This is a genomic window from Desulfuromusa ferrireducens, assembly GCF_055389805.1.
Window position 1 is genome coordinate 848,004 of sequence record NZ_AP042415.1, and the last position, 15,739, is coordinate 863,742.

The following is a 15,739-nucleotide window of genomic DNA, read 5'->3' on the forward strand; positions in this document are numbered from 1 at the left end:
CATGGGCACCTACAGGGTCTTCATATTGACGGCCGGCATCTGCCTGCTGCTTGATCAACTGACGAAGGTCTATATCGACAGTACTTTTGCGCTTTATGAATCGATCACGGTGATTGAGAATTTTTTTCATATCACCTACGTGCGCAATCCCGGTGCCGCCTTCGGTATCCTCGCCGACAGCGTCATCCGGATTCCGTTTTTTATCGCGGTATCGGTATTCGCCGGTATCGGCATTATGTGGTACCTGCGCAAGGTTGACTTCACTGACCGCTGGCAACATTTCGCCCTCGGGCTGATCTTCAGCGGCGCCGTTGGCAACCTGATTGACCGGATTCGCCTCGGCGAGGTGATCGATTTCCTTGACGCCCACTGGTACCAACACCACTGGCCGGCCTTTAACGTGGCCGACAGCGCTATCTGTATCGGCGTGGTCGTCATGTTCCTCTGTTCCTGGCGGGACGAGCGACAGAAAAAATTGGCCAACCGTTAAATCCCGTCCCCTTCGGCACCAAGCAGAAGGGGATTTTTCTTGTGAATTCATAGTTATGAGTCAAACCCGCTACCCCATTCCGACCGGATTTCAGCGCAGCGAAATCGAAGTTGAGCGCAGCCGTTTTATCACCAGCATCGAACCGGCCGCAACAGCAGAGGACGGACTGGCTTTTGTCGCCCTCCTTAAGCAGGAATTCCCGGATGCCAATCACAACTGCTGGGCCTACCTGATCGGACCGCCCGGCAGCAGTGACAAAATCGGTTTGAGTGACGACGGCGAGCCCCACGGCGCCGCAGGAAAGCCGATGCTGACCGTCCTGCAACACGCCGGTATCGGCGATATTGCCGTGGTCGTCACCCGCTACTTCGGTGGCATCAAGCTCGGCAAGGGGGGAATGGTCAAGGCCTACACCCGCGCAGTTCAGACCGCCTTGGAACAGCTGACACTGACAGAAAAGATCGACTGGCTGGAAGTTGTTGTCACTTTTGAATACGCGCAACTCAGCGGCATCGAACGTTTACTGCCAGAGCTTGAAGCAGAAATTGTTGACCGGGAATTTTCCGCACAGATCAAGCTTCGGCTGAAACTTCCCGCCGAGCAAGCAGATCCGTTGCAAAGGCAACTGACCAACCTGACCGCTGGCAATATTTCGTTCCAGTCATCAGAGTAAGCATTGATATCATTAAGTAAGCATCGACTTCAATCAACACCGCTGCTATGATGCTTGGGTCTAAATTGATCCTGACAAGGAGGAAATATCCATGATCCGCAAATTCCTGATCCTGATCCTGCTTTCGACCCTGTTCCTCTCCGGTTGTGAATGCATCAGTGGATTCGGTCGCGACCTGCAAAAAGCCGGGAGCTGGCTGGAACGCCGCAGCAGCTGAGCACGCTACATATTCCAACAAATCCAAAGCCCCACCAGCGATGATACCTGGTGGGGCTTTTAGTTTATCGGTGTGAGTGAATCAGGCTGATGACTGCAAAACCGATCAATGATCGGCAGGTGCCGGGGGTAACAAAACTTACAATACTTGAGATCCGAAAGTGCCTACTTGTTTAGGGGCAATTCAACATCATTTAAGAGGGCCAAACTGATTGGGGTCAAGTTGGACCGCCCTATCTTACAGATGGTTTATTGCCAGATAGCCATTCTGCGTCTCTGTACAACAGCAAAGCGCGAGATAATCCGATCAGAGTCGTAGTTGTTGCTGATTCCGAGCAAATCATAAATCCCCCCATAGCGTACATCTCCACCGGCTAGTGCCTGGCGGTTTCCGTCAGCCAAGATCATGTACCCGTCGAAATGAGTCCAGATTTGCTGCTGCCCCCATCCGCGCTCCAACCCGATCCGCAAATGCAGATCAGGTGGAATACAGATAAGTTTGAATTCTCTAGGGTCGAGGCCAAGCTCATCACGGACAACCTCACTGCCCTTTTCCAACAGTACTGTTTCAATCTGTTGCCGGGTGAGCTGATTACGCTGCCTTAAACCCAGAGCTTCCATTAACCCAGACGAGGGGAGCTCTGATCCAGCTTCAGGTTCGGCAAAATTCTCAACCAGTACGTCCTCAGCAACCATGCTCGGCAAAAAACGAACGCCACCAGAATTAACAAAGGGATGAAAGGCGAAAAGTTGGATGCGAGCTTTTAAAGCTTCTGGTAAGTCTGCTGGGAGGGGAAGCTCTGGCACCCTCAGCACGCTCTTATGCTCCCCCTGAAGATCTGAATAGGTCGGATGCCAAGCAAAACGTAAAAAAGGGGCATATTCTTCTCTGCGCGAAGGGACAGAAAAAAGGTCAAGTCCAAGCAATTGAGCTTTTTTGAGAGTATCTTTCGAAAACTCGAAAAAATAATCGTCCGGGGGTTTGTGCGCCCCCTCTAATAGCTCGGCGGGTGTAGTGGCTTTGTCCGGATTGCGTGGAATCTGTAAAAGTTTTTCTGCCAGTATCTCCAAACGGGCCATGTTGCCAGCCTGTAGTGCCTGAGCAGCTTCTTCTTCAAGAACACTTGCCGATGCCGGTTGAGTCGATTTTTCCAAGCCATTTGTGTTAATGGTCAATGCAGTGAAAACAGTTAAGCGTTGGGTATAAAACTCTAACCACTTTTTATCCGCTTGAGACAGTTCCTTAAGGCTGCAGATAATTTCATCGCGTAAACCAGCAAGCTGGTTTGATGAATAACCAGCTATTTTATGCATTCCGGGTGAGAAAGGATCGATAGGGATATCTTGGTTATCGTAAATCTTCCGAGCTAAATCCTGTAGCGTTCTTTTGCTCTCAAGTTCATCCTGAAACCGTTTATACTGTCCGCTTAAGTCATGTACCTGCTGCCAATCATTGTGAGTCATGGCATTACGGATCTGATTGGGCAAACCTGCCTCTTTGACCTGCATCCGCCTTAGCTCCATATAGCCCTGGTGCGAGAGATCTAGCTCAAGATAATCGCGCGACCGGAGCAGGTAGACATCACGGTACAGGGTATCAGCCCGCCCAAGTTTGATGAGATTGGAAATGATGGTCTGCCGAAAAGCAGTATTCCGTTTATCATTTTTCATCGTGACATCCTATTCTACTAAGATAGGGGGGCCGATGCTCGAATCGCCCATGGCGCATCTAATCCATAAATTCTGCGATTGAACTATGCTTCTGTTTGATCTTCCGGATCAAACGGTCATGACGCTGGATACGGAGAATCGAGTGAACTATGAGGTAGAATCCAAGCAGAATCAGAATCGTGCACATGACCAACAAGGGGGCGAGTAAATGCATGACCTGTGTGATCTCGTAGAATTTTGAGGTGGCAACCAGCACGCTCAAAACAGAAAGCGGCAGGACAAAGACTGCGATGCCGGTGCGCAATGCCGACAAAGCAGTACGTTTCTCAGCCAGAATCAACTGGACCTCGTTAAAAACGTGGCTTTGGGTCTCAGGGAACTCTGTATGTTGCTCGAATCTCTCAACCAATCCCCGCCTCCGCCCCTCAGGCACGTTCTGATTTAAGCCAATACAAAGCGGCGTCTTTCTCATCCAAAGCAAAATGTCGGATCTCCGCCTGAACAAAATGGCTAGCGACACGCGGCATAGTTGACAGGAACCCGCTATCGGTGACATCCGCAACTTTTTGTATCTTCTGATGATGTTCTGTTGTGAATTTTACATGTGAAAGAAATGCTGCAAAGTTGTCCCAACCAGAAAATAATTCCGTGTAGATCATCAAACCTTGCAGCTTTTCGACTTCTTCGAGATAGGGATTAATGGCGCGATTTAGTTCGGCAAAATCATTGGTTTCCAATGGGACTTCTGGGTTGACAATGAGAATACTTTCGTCTAGCAGCAGCTTGTATTTCAACATCACGTCCTCCCCATTTACCTGAGGTTAGACCTGCAATCACTCATCTTTGAATGGTATCTCAACGCACCCGAAAGACAAGCGGGGGCACAAACCTAAATCCTCACAGATCTTCAAGCAGTCGGTAGTACTCTTCGAGAATGTGAATCGATTCCATGGTGGCTTTAAACAGGACCCAACTTAGAGCCAAGGTCACTATTGTCAGACTGATTTTCCATGCCATCGATATTTGCGGACGCCACCAAATCAGCGGTAGCGCGAGTGGTCCAACACAAAGAAAGGCAAAAACAATAAAGGATTTTCCGAAATACCAAGGAGTCCTTTTTTCTGCATGGGGAGAGCCCGGTGCATCCAGGAACTCACCACAATGCTTACACTTAATGGCGTCTTTTTGAATCTCTTCTGCGCAGAAGGAGCATTTTCCCATTGTCATCTCTCTTGTTACCGGGAAGCAGAAGCCACTTCCCCTTATCCATTTGACTCTCTAAGGCCCCATATTTTAGTCGATGTGCAGTTGTCCTCTATACAAAAGATTATCACCATTACCCCCAAATAGATTGATTGTTTTCTCTTGGCAGAGCAATGACAAAGAGTCTTATTCGGCCACAACATTCGTTATTGATGGAATATTTTCCTCTTTTTCTTGATTGAGTTTGAACTTCTCAACCCAAGGCTGGTCGACGCGCCTTCGGCAACCCTTTGACGACTAAATCGTAGGATTCATCGATCATCTGCCGAATTTCAGCTTCGTCAATCGAACCATCCAATACGACCGTATTCCAGTGACGTTTATTCATATGGTAGCCAGGGAGTACCGCCGGATATTGCTGCCGCAGAAGTTCCGCTTTGAGCGGATCACATTTCAAGTCCACCCGCAACGGCTGCTCATTGATCCCCAGCAGGGCAAACATTTTGCCGCCGACTTTCAGGAGCAAAGTCGTGCGGTCGAAGGGAAAATCCTCCTCCACCTCGGGCTTGGCCAACAAATAACCACGTAAAACTGCAAAATCCATCAACGCCCCCTTTGACTATTGGCCACAGGTCTTTCAGTTTAGCACCGTAGCAGAAAAATTTAGACAATTGGTGATGGGCCGCCCATAACAGATTGGCAAATGCAACAAAGCAGCTAAACTAAACAAAGCCATTTAGAAGGAGAGAGCATGGACGAACTCCGCGCTTTTCTGGTCGCAATAGTCGAATCCTCGGATGACGCCATCATCGGCCTGAACCTGCAAGGCCAGATTTATAGCTGGAACCGTGGCGCCCAGCAGATCTACGGATACGGCCTAAAAGAGGTGGAAAGACAATCAATCGCCCTTTTGTCGCTACCGGAACGGCGTACAGAAATTCTGGATATGCTGCAAAGCCTGCGGAGCAACAACCCGGTCCACCGTCTGCAGACGATCCACCTGCAGAAAAGCGGCCGGAGCCTCTTCGTCTCGCTTTCCGTTTCACCGGTCATCGATAACTTCGGGCAGATCCTCGGTGCCTCGCTAATCGTTCGTGATATCACCCGGCGGATGGAAGCCGAAGAGGCGTTACGCGAAACCGAAGAAAAGTACCGACAGCTGTTCCGCGCCGAGCAGGATGCCATTATTCTCTTTGAGCAGCAAAGTGGAACAATTCGCGAAGCCAACAACGCCGCACTGCGTCTCTACGGTTACACGGAAAAAGAACTGCTACAGAGCAAGGTTTTCGCCTTGATCAGCGCCACCGAACCGGAGTGGCAAAGCGCACAACAGAGCATGGCTCGTCATTGTCGTAAGGATGGTCATTGCTTTGCTGCCGAAATCTCCCTGGGCCGCTTCACCCTCAAGGGCTGCCACCTGCAAGTCATGATTGTTCGCGATGTAAGTGAACGGCTGCAAAACGCACAACTACGCCAAAACCTGGCCTTGGCCAAAGAATTTCAACAGCGGCTGCTGCCCGCCGAAATTCCACAATTGCCCGGCTACGACATCTATGTGCAAACCTGCTACTGTCAGGAAACCGGCGGCGATTATTACGACTTCTTTATCCCTCCTGCTGAAATCGGCGACGGGCTGGCTTTTGCCATCGGCGACGTCTCCGGCCACGATATCGGCGCCGCCCTGCTGATGGCCCTGACCAAGGGGATCCTGCAGAACGAAGCTGAGCATAGCTTGATGGAACAAGATCGCCTGCTGCGAACCCTCAACCGACAACTTATCAGCAGCGCCACCGACAGCAGCTTTCTGACGCTGTTTTTAGGCCGACTTGCTCCCCGCCAGCGACTGCTCTACTGGAACAGCGCTGGCCACGGGCCGGTCTTCTGCTATCGTCCGCAGCAGGGCCGTATCATCGAGCTGCCCCCAAGTGACATTCCGTTGGGCATCGACCCACGGGCAAGGTACCCAAATCCTGAACCACTGCTCCTGGAATGCGGGGATATTCTGTTGATCGGCACCGATGGGCTGTGGGAAGCACGCAATCCACAAGGGGAGATGTTCCGTAGCGAGCGACTGCGACAGATTATCGCTTCGCATCGGGAGAAAAGTGCCCGCTCAATCTACCAGCTGATCATGCGGAAAATCCGCGACTTCTGTCAGGATCAACCGGCAGAGGATGATATGACGCTGATGGTGATTAAGGTCACAGATTAACCCTCGTAGCAAAACGGGCCAGCAAATCGTTCTGCAGTCTGAATAGCGCACAGCTCATCAAGAATATCTCCAACCCTTAAAAAAACTCCGTGCGGCTTGCCCATCCCCCGACAAACGGCGAAACAACGGTGCAACTTAAAGTCCCTTGTCATTCCATTGACTTACTCACTTTTAGCGCCGTAACAAGACCGCGCCAGCGCTCCAACCCTCGTGGCACACAGACACATGGACTAAGTATTTTATCTATGCTTTCAGCAGCTTAGCTAGATAAGATCGGGAAATAGAGCTGCTTTTCTTATTAACTTGACAGCAAACACCGTTGTATTATTAAATGCCTCAAATAAGATTTCATTTAATAATGTCCCTTAGCCAAAAACCATATTTGTTTATCTAGCTGTCGCTACGATGTCTCAAACAGATTCGGCCCATTTTTATAACTTCGGAGATATTTGACTGTTGCTTTTAATCCTATCTCCGCACGGGGAGCGTTTTTAACCAATGTCGATCGGTGAACCGTTTAGAAAAATAGGTGACCAGAGTCTTTTTTTCTTTGAGACTGTCGGCCGGGCCGGGGTTTTTCTGGTGGTATGCCTGATCAGCGTGATCACTCCACCCTATAAGCTCCACCCGATCATCCGCCAACTGTACTTTATCGGCTCCCGCTCGGGGTTCGTCATTCTCTTCACCGGCCTGTTTACCGGCATGGTCCTGGGCCTGCAGGGCTATTACACCCTGGCCAAATTCGGTTCCGAAGGGCTGCTCGGCTCAGCTGTTGCGTTGAGTCTGATTCGCGAACTGGGCCCCGTGCTCACGGCATTGATGGTCATCGGTCGCGCCGGTTCGGCAATTTGTGCCGGAATCGGCATCATGCGCAATTCGGAGCAGATCGACGCCCTGGAGTGCATGGCCATCGATCCGATCAGATATCTGCTCGCCCCCAAGTTTGTCGCCAGCATCATCTCTTTGCCGCTGCTGACCTTCCTCTTTGACATTATTGGCATTATTGGCGGTTTTATCGTTGGCGTGGCGATGTTCGGCGTCAACGAGGGGACCTACTTTCAGGGGATGTATTCGAGCGTGCAGTGGCTGGATATTGAAATGGGCATCGTTAAATCTTTGGTTTTCGGCCTGTTGATCGTCTGGATCACCTCCGCCAAGGGATATTTCTTACACCTCGAACGGGGCGGCGGATTCGGTGCTGAAGGGGTCAGTCGAACCACCACCGATGCGGTGGTTATCTCTTCCGTTTCGATTCTGATCTGGGATTACCTGATCACCGCGCTGATGATTTAACTGGAGGCCCTGTTGAACAACGAAAAGCACCCACTGGCCATAGAACTGGTCAACGTCGAAAAAACCTTCGGTCAGCAGAAAGTCCTCAATCGGGTCAATCTGCAGGTGGCCAAAGGAAAAACGACGGTTATTGTCGGCGGCAGCGGTCAAGGCAAGAGCGTCATCCTCAAGCACATGCTCGGATTGATGAAGCCGGACAAAGGCGAAGTCCAGGTTTTTGGTCGCGATCTCGCCAGAATGAAAAAACAGGAACTCTACCAAGTGCGCACCGATTACGGCGTACTGTTTCAGAATGTCGCACTATTTGATTCGATGACGGTTTTTGACAATGTGGCCCTGCCTCTGCGGGAAAGAACCAAATTGTCCGAAGCGGAAATCCGCGCCGTCGTTGAAGATAAGTTAGCCATGATGGACCTGGCAGGAGCGGCCGACAAATTTCCGGCCCAGATCAGCGGCGGCATGCAAAAACGGGTCGGCCTGGGCCGAGCTCTGGCCCTCAACCCGAAAATTGTTTTTTTTGATGAGCCGACGACCGGCCTGGATGTCCACAAGAGCAACGAAATCTATCGGCTCTTTCATGCCACCCAGCAGCGCCTCAAGTACACAGCGGTCATCGTCAGTCATGATGTGCCAAAAATTTTCAAACTGGCCGACTATGTCGCCCTGATGGCAGGCGGTGAAATACAGGACTGCATGCCCCCGGAAGATTTTCAACGCTCGGACAACCCCTTGATACGACAGTTTGTCGAAGTCACCATGGGACCCATCTATTCAAGTGAAACAGAGGAGGCCGTGTATCGTGAAACGGTTTAATTTCGAAACGTCGGTCGGTGTTTTTATGGTGGTCGGATTTATCTGCTTTGCTTGGCTTTCCATTATGCTCGGCGATGTCGATCTTTTTGGCAGTGAATCACGGACCGTCGTCGCCCGCTTCATCTCGGTCAGCGGCCTTAAGTCCGGCGCGTCGGTAGAAATCGCCGGAGTCCAGGTCGGCAAGGTCACCGACATCAGACTCGATAAAGAGGACTTTGAAGCCGAAGTCAGCATGGAAATAGATCGCGCCGTCGAACTGCAAACCGACAGCATTGCCGCAATCCGCACAGCGGGCATCATCGGTGATCGCTATGTAAAAATTTCGCCGGGAGGCAGTGACGATTTAATCGAACCGGGTGGTGAAATCATCGAAACCGAGGCGGCCATTAACCTTGAAGAGCTGATCAGTAAATATATTTTTGAAAAAGAATAGGGAACCTTGCGATGAAAAAACTGTTGTTGCCGATTTTTTTGCTGCTGTTGCTCACTTTAGCGGCGAATTCTCTGCTGGCTGCGCAGCCAGCACTTGACTCAGAAACGGCAATCGCTGACGAGCAACTGCTTGACGACCCGTTCGCCGACGAGACGCAGCAGCTGCAAATTTACGATCCGATCGAAACCGTCAACCGCGGCGTTTTCTGGTTCAACGACAAGCTCTATTTCTATCTTTTCAAACCGGTCGCCAAAGGTTTTCGCGTCGTTCCCGAGCCTGCCAGGATATCGCTCAGCAACTTTTTTTCTAACCTGTCCACCCCGGTGCGCCTGGTCAACTCCCTGCTGCAGTTCAAAATCAAGGCTGCCGGCAACGAACTAGGCCGCTTCGTCGTCAACAGCACCATCGGTCTGGCCGGACTTTTTGACCCCGCCTCCGACAATGGGCTACCGAAAAAAGATGAGGATCTGGGACAAACCTTCGGCCATTACGGCGTCGGCTCGGGTCCCTATCTGATGCTGCCGATTATCGGTCCCTGCAATCTGCGCGACGGCGTCGGACGCATCGGCGATGTGTTTCTGAATCCCCTGCCCTATTACCTCAGCAACGAAGAAGTCCTGATTGCCAGGACCGTTGAAGGCGTAAATGAGCTGTCTCTCGATAAAGACACCTTCGAGGGCATTAAAAAGCATGAAATCGACCCCTACCTGTTCCTGCGCAGCGCCTACGAGCAAAACCGCGCGGCAAAAATTGAAAAGTAAAGAATCGAGGTCCACTTATGTTTAAAACCACTCGTTATTGTTTCCTTATTGCAGTCGTTACCCTTCTGTTGACAACCTCTGCTTTTGCCACCACAGAACCGATGGAGAAAGTAAAATTAACCGTCAACCGGGTCATGGAAATCTTGACAACCCCGGATCTCGATCAAGCGCTAAAAAGGCAACAACTGTCCTCAACCATCCGCAACGCCTTCGACTTTCATTCCATGGCGCAGCGCATTCTGGCCCGCAAGTGGAAAAAGACCTCAGTGCAGGAACGTGAACGGTTTACCCAGCTCCTGGCGCAATTACTGGAGAAAAACTATCTCAATAACATAGAAAATTACACCGATGAAAAGGTCGAGTTCGTCAAGCAGAGGATCAAGAACAATAGTGCCGCCATCGACACCTTGATTCTGACAAAAAACAAAGAGATCCCCGTTTCATACCGCCTGATTCAAAACGGTGAAGAATGGAAGGTATACGATGTGGTCATCGAATCGGTCAGCTTCGTCAACAACTACCGCAGCAGCTACGGACAGATTATAAAAAAGAGTGGCATTACCGGACTGCTGGCAAAAATGGAAGAGAAGCTGGCTCAGTTACAGCAGGAAAACCAGGAGCAATGAGCAACATGCAGACGAATGATGCCGAAGTCGATGCCAAGCTCCTGGCAGAACTGGTCGCGCTCCGCTTGCTGCCTGACAACGAGGCCAAAACCCTGCTGGCCTACCTAGAAGTCAGCGAAGTTCCCCGCGGAGAACCGCTCTGGATGGAGGGAGATGAAAGTGCCTTCGCCGCCTTTATTCTCTCTGGACGCTTCGAGGAAAAGAAGGCGACCGAATTCGCCGACAAGCAGATCGTTGTTGGAGTCTACGGCAAGGGTTCGATGATCGGTGAAAGTAGCCTGCTCGACAACCTCCCCCGCCCGCTAACCGCAGTCTGTCTGGACAACGCCAGACTGCTCAGCCTCACGCAAGCCCGTTTTGAAGACCTGCAAGAGGAAAACCCACCAATCGCCATGCAGGTACTGAAACGAGCAAATTTAACCCTCGCGATGCGGCTGCGGAAATCCTTCGAGCGACTGGCGGCAATCTTCTAACCGACGGTAGGTTTTCACTCTCGTTTATTTCATGCAATGATCGATCGATTATCTTTTGCATTCCCGCTCCGGCAACCCCCATCACAACGTGCATAGCTCATCAAAATCACTTGATTTTAGCAATTGAGAGTGCTAAAAATAGTCGCCGTACTTCGGGAAAAGATGATGTCGGGGCGTAGCGCAGTCTGGTAGCGCACCTGCTTCGGGAGTAGGGGGTCGGAGGTTCAAATCCTCTCGCCCCGACCATCCCCCGAGTTTAAAAAAAGCGGCCTTTTGAGGTCGCTTTTTCTGTTTCAACCTCCCAATATACGCTGGGATATTTTTGCCTTGTCGATTCGATTTGCTATACAATGATAAGGTAATCTCATCTAGGTCGCTTTAGAGCTAGTTGTTTACATTTCGTTATACACACTATTCAAACAGGAGGGGAAGCCATGGTCTATCGATTAATCCTTAAAAGCATCTTGGGTTTACTGGTGTTTTCAGTGCTGTCTTCAGTAGCTTTTGCTAGCAGCGCTGATGGACCATCATACGCAAAAGAGGTGTTTGCCCCAGAAGGCTACCTAGAGGAATCATCTTATAAATTAGTGCGGGGCATCAGTAATGCTGTAACTAGCCCGGCCGAAATCGTAAAGCAGACCATAGTAACTATCCGCGACCGTGGTCCTATGGGGTATTTATTAGGGCCTCTCAAAGGGATCGGGATGACGTTTTTTCGTGGAGTGACCGGAGTATGGGAAACGGCTACATTCCTCTTCCCAAATTCCTTCGACGGCGACTTCTCATCGATCATAAATCCGGAATTCGTCTGGACTCCCTCAGGGTCGGTTTATCAGTAACGACACTTCGGGGACGTATCTGCCAGGTGTGCACGAATTTGCGAAGAGCGCAGCAATCTGCTTCGGGATAATGGGCTCTATAGCCTAAAAAACATGTTCGCTATGGACCTTCTTGCTATCGGCCCCTGAAGAATGGTAAAAAGCTCTCTGCCGCTGGTCATCGGGAATGGTCTCTCGGGAAGGTCCTCTGTCTGCTGGGTACGCACGAATTTGCGGAGCGGCAGCGCAGCAATCTGCTTCGGGAGTAGGGGGTCGGAGGTTCAAATCCTCTCGCCCCGATCCATCCCCCGAGTTTAAAAAAAGCGGCCTTTTGTGGTCGCTTTTTCTGTTTGAAGGGAATGAATATGACTCTTTTTCTGCTGCTAATCGCCGCCTACCTTATCGGCGCCATTCCAACCGGGGTTGTTATAACCAAATTCACCGGTGGGGAAGATATCCGTAAAGTCGGTAGTGGCAATATTGGCGCCACCAACGTTTACCGTACAGCGGGTCGTAAAATGGGCATTATTACCCTGGTTGGCGACTGCATGAAAGCGGTCATCCCGCTGTTGATTGCCAGCCTGCTGCTGCACATTCAAGGTGCGGAGCTGGCACTGGTGGGATTGGCAGCCCTTATCGGCCATTGCTATCCAGTTTATCTCGGTTTTAAGGGGGGCAAAGGCGTCGCCACGGCCCTAGGTGCGTTCCTGGTTATCTCTCCCTTGGCTGTGCTCTGTGCATTAGCTGTCTTTGCTATGGTCCTGACGCGGTGGCGCTATATCTCTCTCGCCTCGATCGTTACAGCAATCGTTATTCCTTATCTGGTTCTGTTCTTTGATCGATCAATGATGGTCTTTCCGATTGTATTTAGTATTTCTGGACTGATTGTCTGGCGCCACAAAGAGAATATCGATCGATTGCTCGCTGGCACCGAAAACAAGTTTAACTTTTAAAGAGAGACTTGATGCGAAAGCAACTGCTCGGCCTGCTTCTGCTATTTTTGCTCCTGTTGGCGATCTTCTGCATTTTTATCGACCAACAGCTGCTAGCGCCACTAGCGCCGCAGCAACAGATTCATTATCAGGTCAAACCGGGGGCCAGCCTTTCCCAAGTTGCCGATGATCTTCAAGCGGTTGGCGTATTACGCAACGCTGTCGCGCTGAAATTGTTTGCCCGGCTCAATGATCAAGCGGGACAAATTCAAAGCGGGACCTACCTGTTCAGCAAGCTGGCGACTCCTGAACAAGTCCTGCAACGCTTGGTCAGCGGCGATGTCGAAAAGGTCAGCCTGACCATCCCAGAAGGCTATACGCAAGAACAGATCTTCGCCCGGATTGCCGCCAACGGCTACGCCGACCAGAAAAAATTACGCCGCTTGGCCACCGACCCCGATTTCATTGCAACACTGCAACTGACCGCAACCAGCCTTGAGGGTTACCTGTTTCCAGAAACCTACCTGTTCACCCCTGGCATCAGTGAAGCAGAAATCCTCAAAATGATGGTCGATCAGTTCCGTGCCCAATTGGACGTAACCTTGCTGAAAAAAGCCAAACAACGCAAGATGACACTACATCAAATGGTGACCTTGGCCTCAATCATCGAAAAAGAGACCGGCAAGGTCGAAGAGATGCCACTGATCTCTGCCGTTTTCCACAATCGCTTGCGGCGTGGGATTCAATTGCAAACCGATCCGACCGTGATCTACGGAATCAAGAATTTCGACGGCAATCTAACCCGCAAGCACCTGAAAACACCAACCGCATACAACACCTACATGATACGCGGCCTACCACCGGGACCGATTGCCAGCCCAGGCCTTTCTGCACTCCGGGCAGCCGTCACTCCGGCTGACTCGAATTTCCTCTATTTTGTTTCGCGCGGCGATGGCAGCCACCAGTTTTCCGAAACTCTCAAAGAACACAATCAGGCGGTTCGACAATATCAGTTAAAACGGCGCCGCTAGTTACCATCTTTGCTCATATTTGTTATTCTGAAATCCTGAATTTCTTTAGGAGGATTAGGATGAGCGACTATTATGAACGCGAGGATCTGAAAAGATTTGCCGAAATAGGCAAGGATGCTCCCGAACTGGCCAATAAGTTTTTCGACTACTACAGTAGCGTCTTTGCCGAAGGTGAACTGACTGAGCGAGAAAAGGCATTGATCGCGCTGGGGGTCGCCCATGCTGTCCAATGCCCGTATTGCATCGAAGCCTACACCACTGGTTGCCTGGAAAAGGGCTCAAATCTAGGAGAGATGACAGAGGCGGTTCACGTCGCCAATGCTATCCGTGGCGGTGCTTCGCTGGTGCATGGCATCCAGATGCGTAAGCTGGCAGAAAAGGTGTCTCTATAGATGACTGTCCAACCGGTTAAATTCCCGGAGATTCCAGGGATAGACCATTTTAACGAGCAACTCAAGAAACACCACCTTGAGTTACGACGCGAGCAAACGACTACCCTGCAGATCAACACCGGTCTGCTCTGCGACCTCTGCTGTCGCCATTGCCATCTTGAGGCAGGGCCAAAGCGGACCGAGATCATGCAGCGGGAAACCATGGAGCAAGTGATTGCCCATGCCCGCCAGTGCACCTATTCAACTATCGACATTACCGGCGGTGCCCCTGAGCTCGTTCCTGCCCTTCCTTATCTTGTCGAACAACTGGCACCATTGACCGGACGTCTGATGCTTCGAACCAACTTGACTGCCTTAAATACGGAAAGCAATGTTCGACTTATCGAACTGTTCAAAGAACATGAAGTAGTTTTGGTGGCATCCTTCCCGGCGACCAACGCCGGACAGCTTGAAGCACAGCGTGGTGAAGGGGTGATGGATATCTCTCTACAAATGCTGAAAAGATTAAACCAAGCGGGTTACGGCATGCCCGGAAGCGGCCTGCAGCTCGATCTGGTCGCCAATCCCTCGGGAGCTTTCTTGCCGACCGGGCAGGAGCAGGCGGAAAAAAAGTTCAAGCGCGATCTCGCTCGCAAGTGGGGCTTGGAATTTAACCAGTTGTTCATTTTTGCCAACATGCCCCTGGGTCGTTTTCTGCACTGGTTGCAGCATTCGGAAAATCTGCAAGCCTACATGGAGAAATTAGCCAGCGGCTTTAATCCCTGTACCACAGAGGGACTGATGTGCCGTTCTTTGCTTTCGGTAAACTGGGATGGCTACCTGTTTGATTGTGATTTCAATCTGGCGGCCGGCATTCCACTTGGCGGCACTGCCACCCATATCAGCGAACTGCATGACTATCCAGCAAAGGGGACAGCCATTGCTGTCGGTGAGCATTGTTATGCCTGCACCGCCGGTTCCGGCTTTACCTGAGGTGGTGAGATTGCAACCTAGTTAGGTTGCCGGACACAAAAATGGTCAACCAGAAACTCTGGTTGACCCAGACTGCTGACAAAGTCCTCGCCTTCGGGCGGGGATTTTTTGGTTTTGCAGGGTGAAATCCTGTAAAATATCCGCATGTTAAGAGAACACGACAACAAGCAAATCGGCATGAAATTCGTCTGCATCGAAGAACTGGTGCCCAAGGATCATCTGCTGCGCAAAATTGACCGCGTGATTGATTTCGACTTTATCCGCGACAAGGTCAAAGACCTGTACTGCGCTGACAATGGTCGTCCGGCAATCGATCCGGTGGTGCTCTTCAAGATGCTCTTTCTCGGTTACCTGTTCGGCATCCGCTCCGAACGTCAACTGGTGCGAGAGATTCAGGTCAATGTCGCCTATCGTTGGTTTATCGGTTTCGGTCTGACGGACAAGATCCCCGAAGCCTCGACCTTCAGCCAGAACCGGCGCAGACGTTTTACCCAAAGCACCATCTACCAGGAGATCTTTGACGAGATCGTCCTGCAGGCGATGCGTAAGAGATTGATCAATGGTCGGGTGCTCTATACCGACTCCACCCACCTCAAGGCCAGCGCGAACAAGAATAAGTTCAAAAAGAAACAGGTAGAGAAGGCAACTCGCAGCTACCTGGCGGACCTGGAAGAATCAATCACTGCCGATCGCAAAGCACATGGCAAGAAACCTCGAGGGTGTAAAATCT

20 protein-coding genes, 1 tRNA gene and 1 pseudogene are annotated in these 15,739 nt (G+C 50.9%); 17 read left to right on the top strand and 5 right to left on the bottom strand.

Features of this window, described 5'->3' with window-relative positions; genetic code table 11:
* The first annotated feature begins 1 nt into the window (after position 1).
* From lspA to ACZ5PT_RS03780, 3 genes are all read left to right on the top strand, one after another.
* The gene (gene lspA / locus ACZ5PT_RS03770) at positions 2 to 490 is read left to right on the top strand and encodes a signal peptidase II (protein WP_464265473.1); all 489 of its coding nucleotides are present in this window, start codon (positions 2 to 4) and stop codon (positions 488 to 490) included.
* Between the two features lie 55 nt (positions 491 to 545).
* Positions 546 to 1,163 carry a YigZ family protein gene (locus ACZ5PT_RS03775; RefSeq protein ID WP_464265474.1) on the top strand — a complete coding sequence of 206 codons (618 nt, stop codon included), beginning with the start codon at positions 546 to 548 and terminating at the stop codon, positions 1,161 to 1,163.
* Positions 1,164 to 1,254: 91 nt separating this feature from the next.
* On the top strand, positions 1,255 to 1,380 hold the full coding sequence (locus tag ACZ5PT_RS03780) for an entericidin A/B family lipoprotein (RefSeq protein WP_464265475.1): 126 nt from the start codon (positions 1,255 to 1,257) through the stop codon (positions 1,378 to 1,380).
* 248 nt (positions 1,381 to 1,628) lie between these two features.
* Here the strand turns inward: ACZ5PT_RS03780 and ACZ5PT_RS03785 are convergent, their stop codons facing one another.
* The 5 genes from ACZ5PT_RS03785 to ACZ5PT_RS03805 all read right to left on the bottom strand — a co-directional run bounded on the left by ACZ5PT_RS03785 (position 1,629) and on the right by ACZ5PT_RS03805 (position 4,857).
* Positions 1,629 to 3,050: a hypothetical protein gene (locus ACZ5PT_RS03785; RefSeq protein WP_464265476.1), complete on the bottom strand. Its 1,422-nt coding sequence runs from the start codon at positions 3,048 to 3,050 to the stop codon at positions 1,629 to 1,631.
* 58 nt (positions 3,051 to 3,108) lie between these two features.
* Positions 3,109 to 3,459: a hypothetical protein gene (locus ACZ5PT_RS03790; RefSeq protein ID WP_464265477.1), complete on the bottom strand. Its 351-nt coding sequence runs from the start codon at positions 3,457 to 3,459 to the stop codon at positions 3,109 to 3,111.
* Positions 3,460 to 3,475: 16 nt separating this feature from the next.
* Positions 3,476 to 3,847, bottom strand: coding sequence for a SpoIIAA family protein (locus ACZ5PT_RS03795; protein WP_464265478.1), 372 nt, complete (start codon positions 3,845 to 3,847; stop codon positions 3,476 to 3,478).
* Positions 3,848 to 3,947: 100 nt separating this feature from the next.
* Positions 3,948 to 4,271, bottom strand: coding sequence for a zinc ribbon domain-containing protein (locus ACZ5PT_RS03800; RefSeq protein WP_464265479.1), 324 nt, complete (start codon positions 4,269 to 4,271; stop codon positions 3,948 to 3,950).
* Positions 4,272 to 4,506: 235 nt separating this feature from the next.
* Positions 4,507 to 4,857, bottom strand: coding sequence for an MmcQ/YjbR family DNA-binding protein (locus tag ACZ5PT_RS03805; RefSeq protein WP_464265480.1), 351 nt, complete (start codon positions 4,855 to 4,857; stop codon positions 4,507 to 4,509).
* Positions 4,858 to 5,004: 147 nt separating this feature from the next.
* On the opposite strand from ACZ5PT_RS03805, the gene ACZ5PT_RS03810 reads away from it, so the two are divergent.
* From ACZ5PT_RS03810 to ACZ5PT_RS03875, 14 genes and pseudogenes are all read left to right on the top strand, one after another.
* Entirely contained in the window at positions 5,005 to 6,465 is a 1,461-nt protein-coding gene (locus ACZ5PT_RS03810) for a SpoIIE family protein phosphatase (RefSeq protein ID WP_464265481.1), read from the top strand.
* 498 nt (positions 6,466 to 6,963) lie between these two features.
* Positions 6,964 to 7,758, top strand: coding sequence for an MlaE family ABC transporter permease (locus ACZ5PT_RS03815; protein WP_464265482.1), 795 nt, complete (start codon positions 6,964 to 6,966; stop codon positions 7,756 to 7,758).
* A 12-nt stretch (positions 7,759 to 7,770) separates the two neighbouring features.
* Positions 7,771 to 8,571, top strand: coding sequence for an ABC transporter ATP-binding protein (locus ACZ5PT_RS03820; RefSeq protein WP_464265483.1), 801 nt, complete (start codon positions 7,771 to 7,773; stop codon positions 8,569 to 8,571).
* Positions 8,558 to 9,004 carry an outer membrane lipid asymmetry maintenance protein MlaD gene (gene mlaD, locus ACZ5PT_RS03825; RefSeq protein ID WP_464265484.1) on the top strand — a complete coding sequence of 149 codons (447 nt, stop codon included), beginning with the start codon at positions 8,558 to 8,560 and terminating at the stop codon, positions 9,002 to 9,004. Before ACZ5PT_RS03820 ends, mlaD begins: the two co-directional genes overlap by 14 nt.
* An 11-nt stretch (positions 9,005 to 9,015) precedes the next feature.
* Positions 9,016 to 9,765 carry an MlaA family lipoprotein gene (locus ACZ5PT_RS03830; protein WP_464265485.1) on the top strand — a complete coding sequence of 250 codons (750 nt, stop codon included), beginning with the start codon at positions 9,016 to 9,018 and terminating at the stop codon, positions 9,763 to 9,765.
* Positions 9,766 to 9,782: 17 nt separating this feature from the next.
* A complete protein-coding gene (locus tag ACZ5PT_RS03835; protein ID WP_464265486.1) occupies positions 9,783 to 10,391 on the top strand; it encodes an MlaC/ttg2D family ABC transporter substrate-binding protein in 609 nt (202 codons plus the stop codon).
* Between the two features lie 5 nt (positions 10,392 to 10,396).
* Entirely contained in the window at positions 10,397 to 10,864 is a 468-nt protein-coding gene (locus ACZ5PT_RS03840; protein ID WP_464265487.1) for a Crp/Fnr family transcriptional regulator, read from the top strand.
* Between the two features lie 169 nt (positions 10,865 to 11,033).
* Positions 11,034 to 11,110, top strand: a tRNA-Pro gene (locus ACZ5PT_RS03845).
* Between the two features lie 188 nt (positions 11,111 to 11,298).
* Entirely contained in the window at positions 11,299 to 11,703 is a 405-nt protein-coding gene (locus tag ACZ5PT_RS03850) for an exosortase system-associated protein, TIGR04073 family (RefSeq protein WP_464265488.1), read from the top strand.
* A gap of 344 nt (positions 11,704 to 12,047) precedes the next feature.
* Complete coding sequence (gene plsY / locus ACZ5PT_RS03855; protein ID WP_464265489.1) at positions 12,048 to 12,635, top strand: glycerol-3-phosphate 1-O-acyltransferase PlsY; 588 nt, start codon at positions 12,048 to 12,050, stop codon at positions 12,633 to 12,635.
* Between the two features lie 11 nt (positions 12,636 to 12,646).
* A complete protein-coding gene (mltG, locus tag ACZ5PT_RS03860) occupies positions 12,647 to 13,645 on the top strand; it encodes an endolytic transglycosylase MltG (protein WP_464265490.1) in 999 nt (332 codons plus the stop codon).
* 59 nt (positions 13,646 to 13,704) lie between these two features.
* Positions 13,705 to 14,037: an arsenosugar biosynthesis-associated peroxidase-like protein gene (locus tag ACZ5PT_RS03865; protein ID WP_464265491.1), complete on the top strand. Its 333-nt coding sequence runs from the start codon at positions 13,705 to 13,707 to the stop codon at positions 14,035 to 14,037.
* Complete coding sequence (gene arsS / locus ACZ5PT_RS03870; protein WP_464265492.1) at positions 14,038 to 15,009, top strand: arsenosugar biosynthesis radical SAM (seleno)protein ArsS; 972 nt, start codon at positions 14,038 to 14,040, stop codon at positions 15,007 to 15,009.
* Between the two features lie 144 nt (positions 15,010 to 15,153).
* Positions 15,154 to 15,723 (top strand): annotated as a pseudogene (locus ACZ5PT_RS03875) (transposase); the annotation flags it as partial.
* Positions 15,724 to 15,739 lie beyond the last annotated feature (16 nt).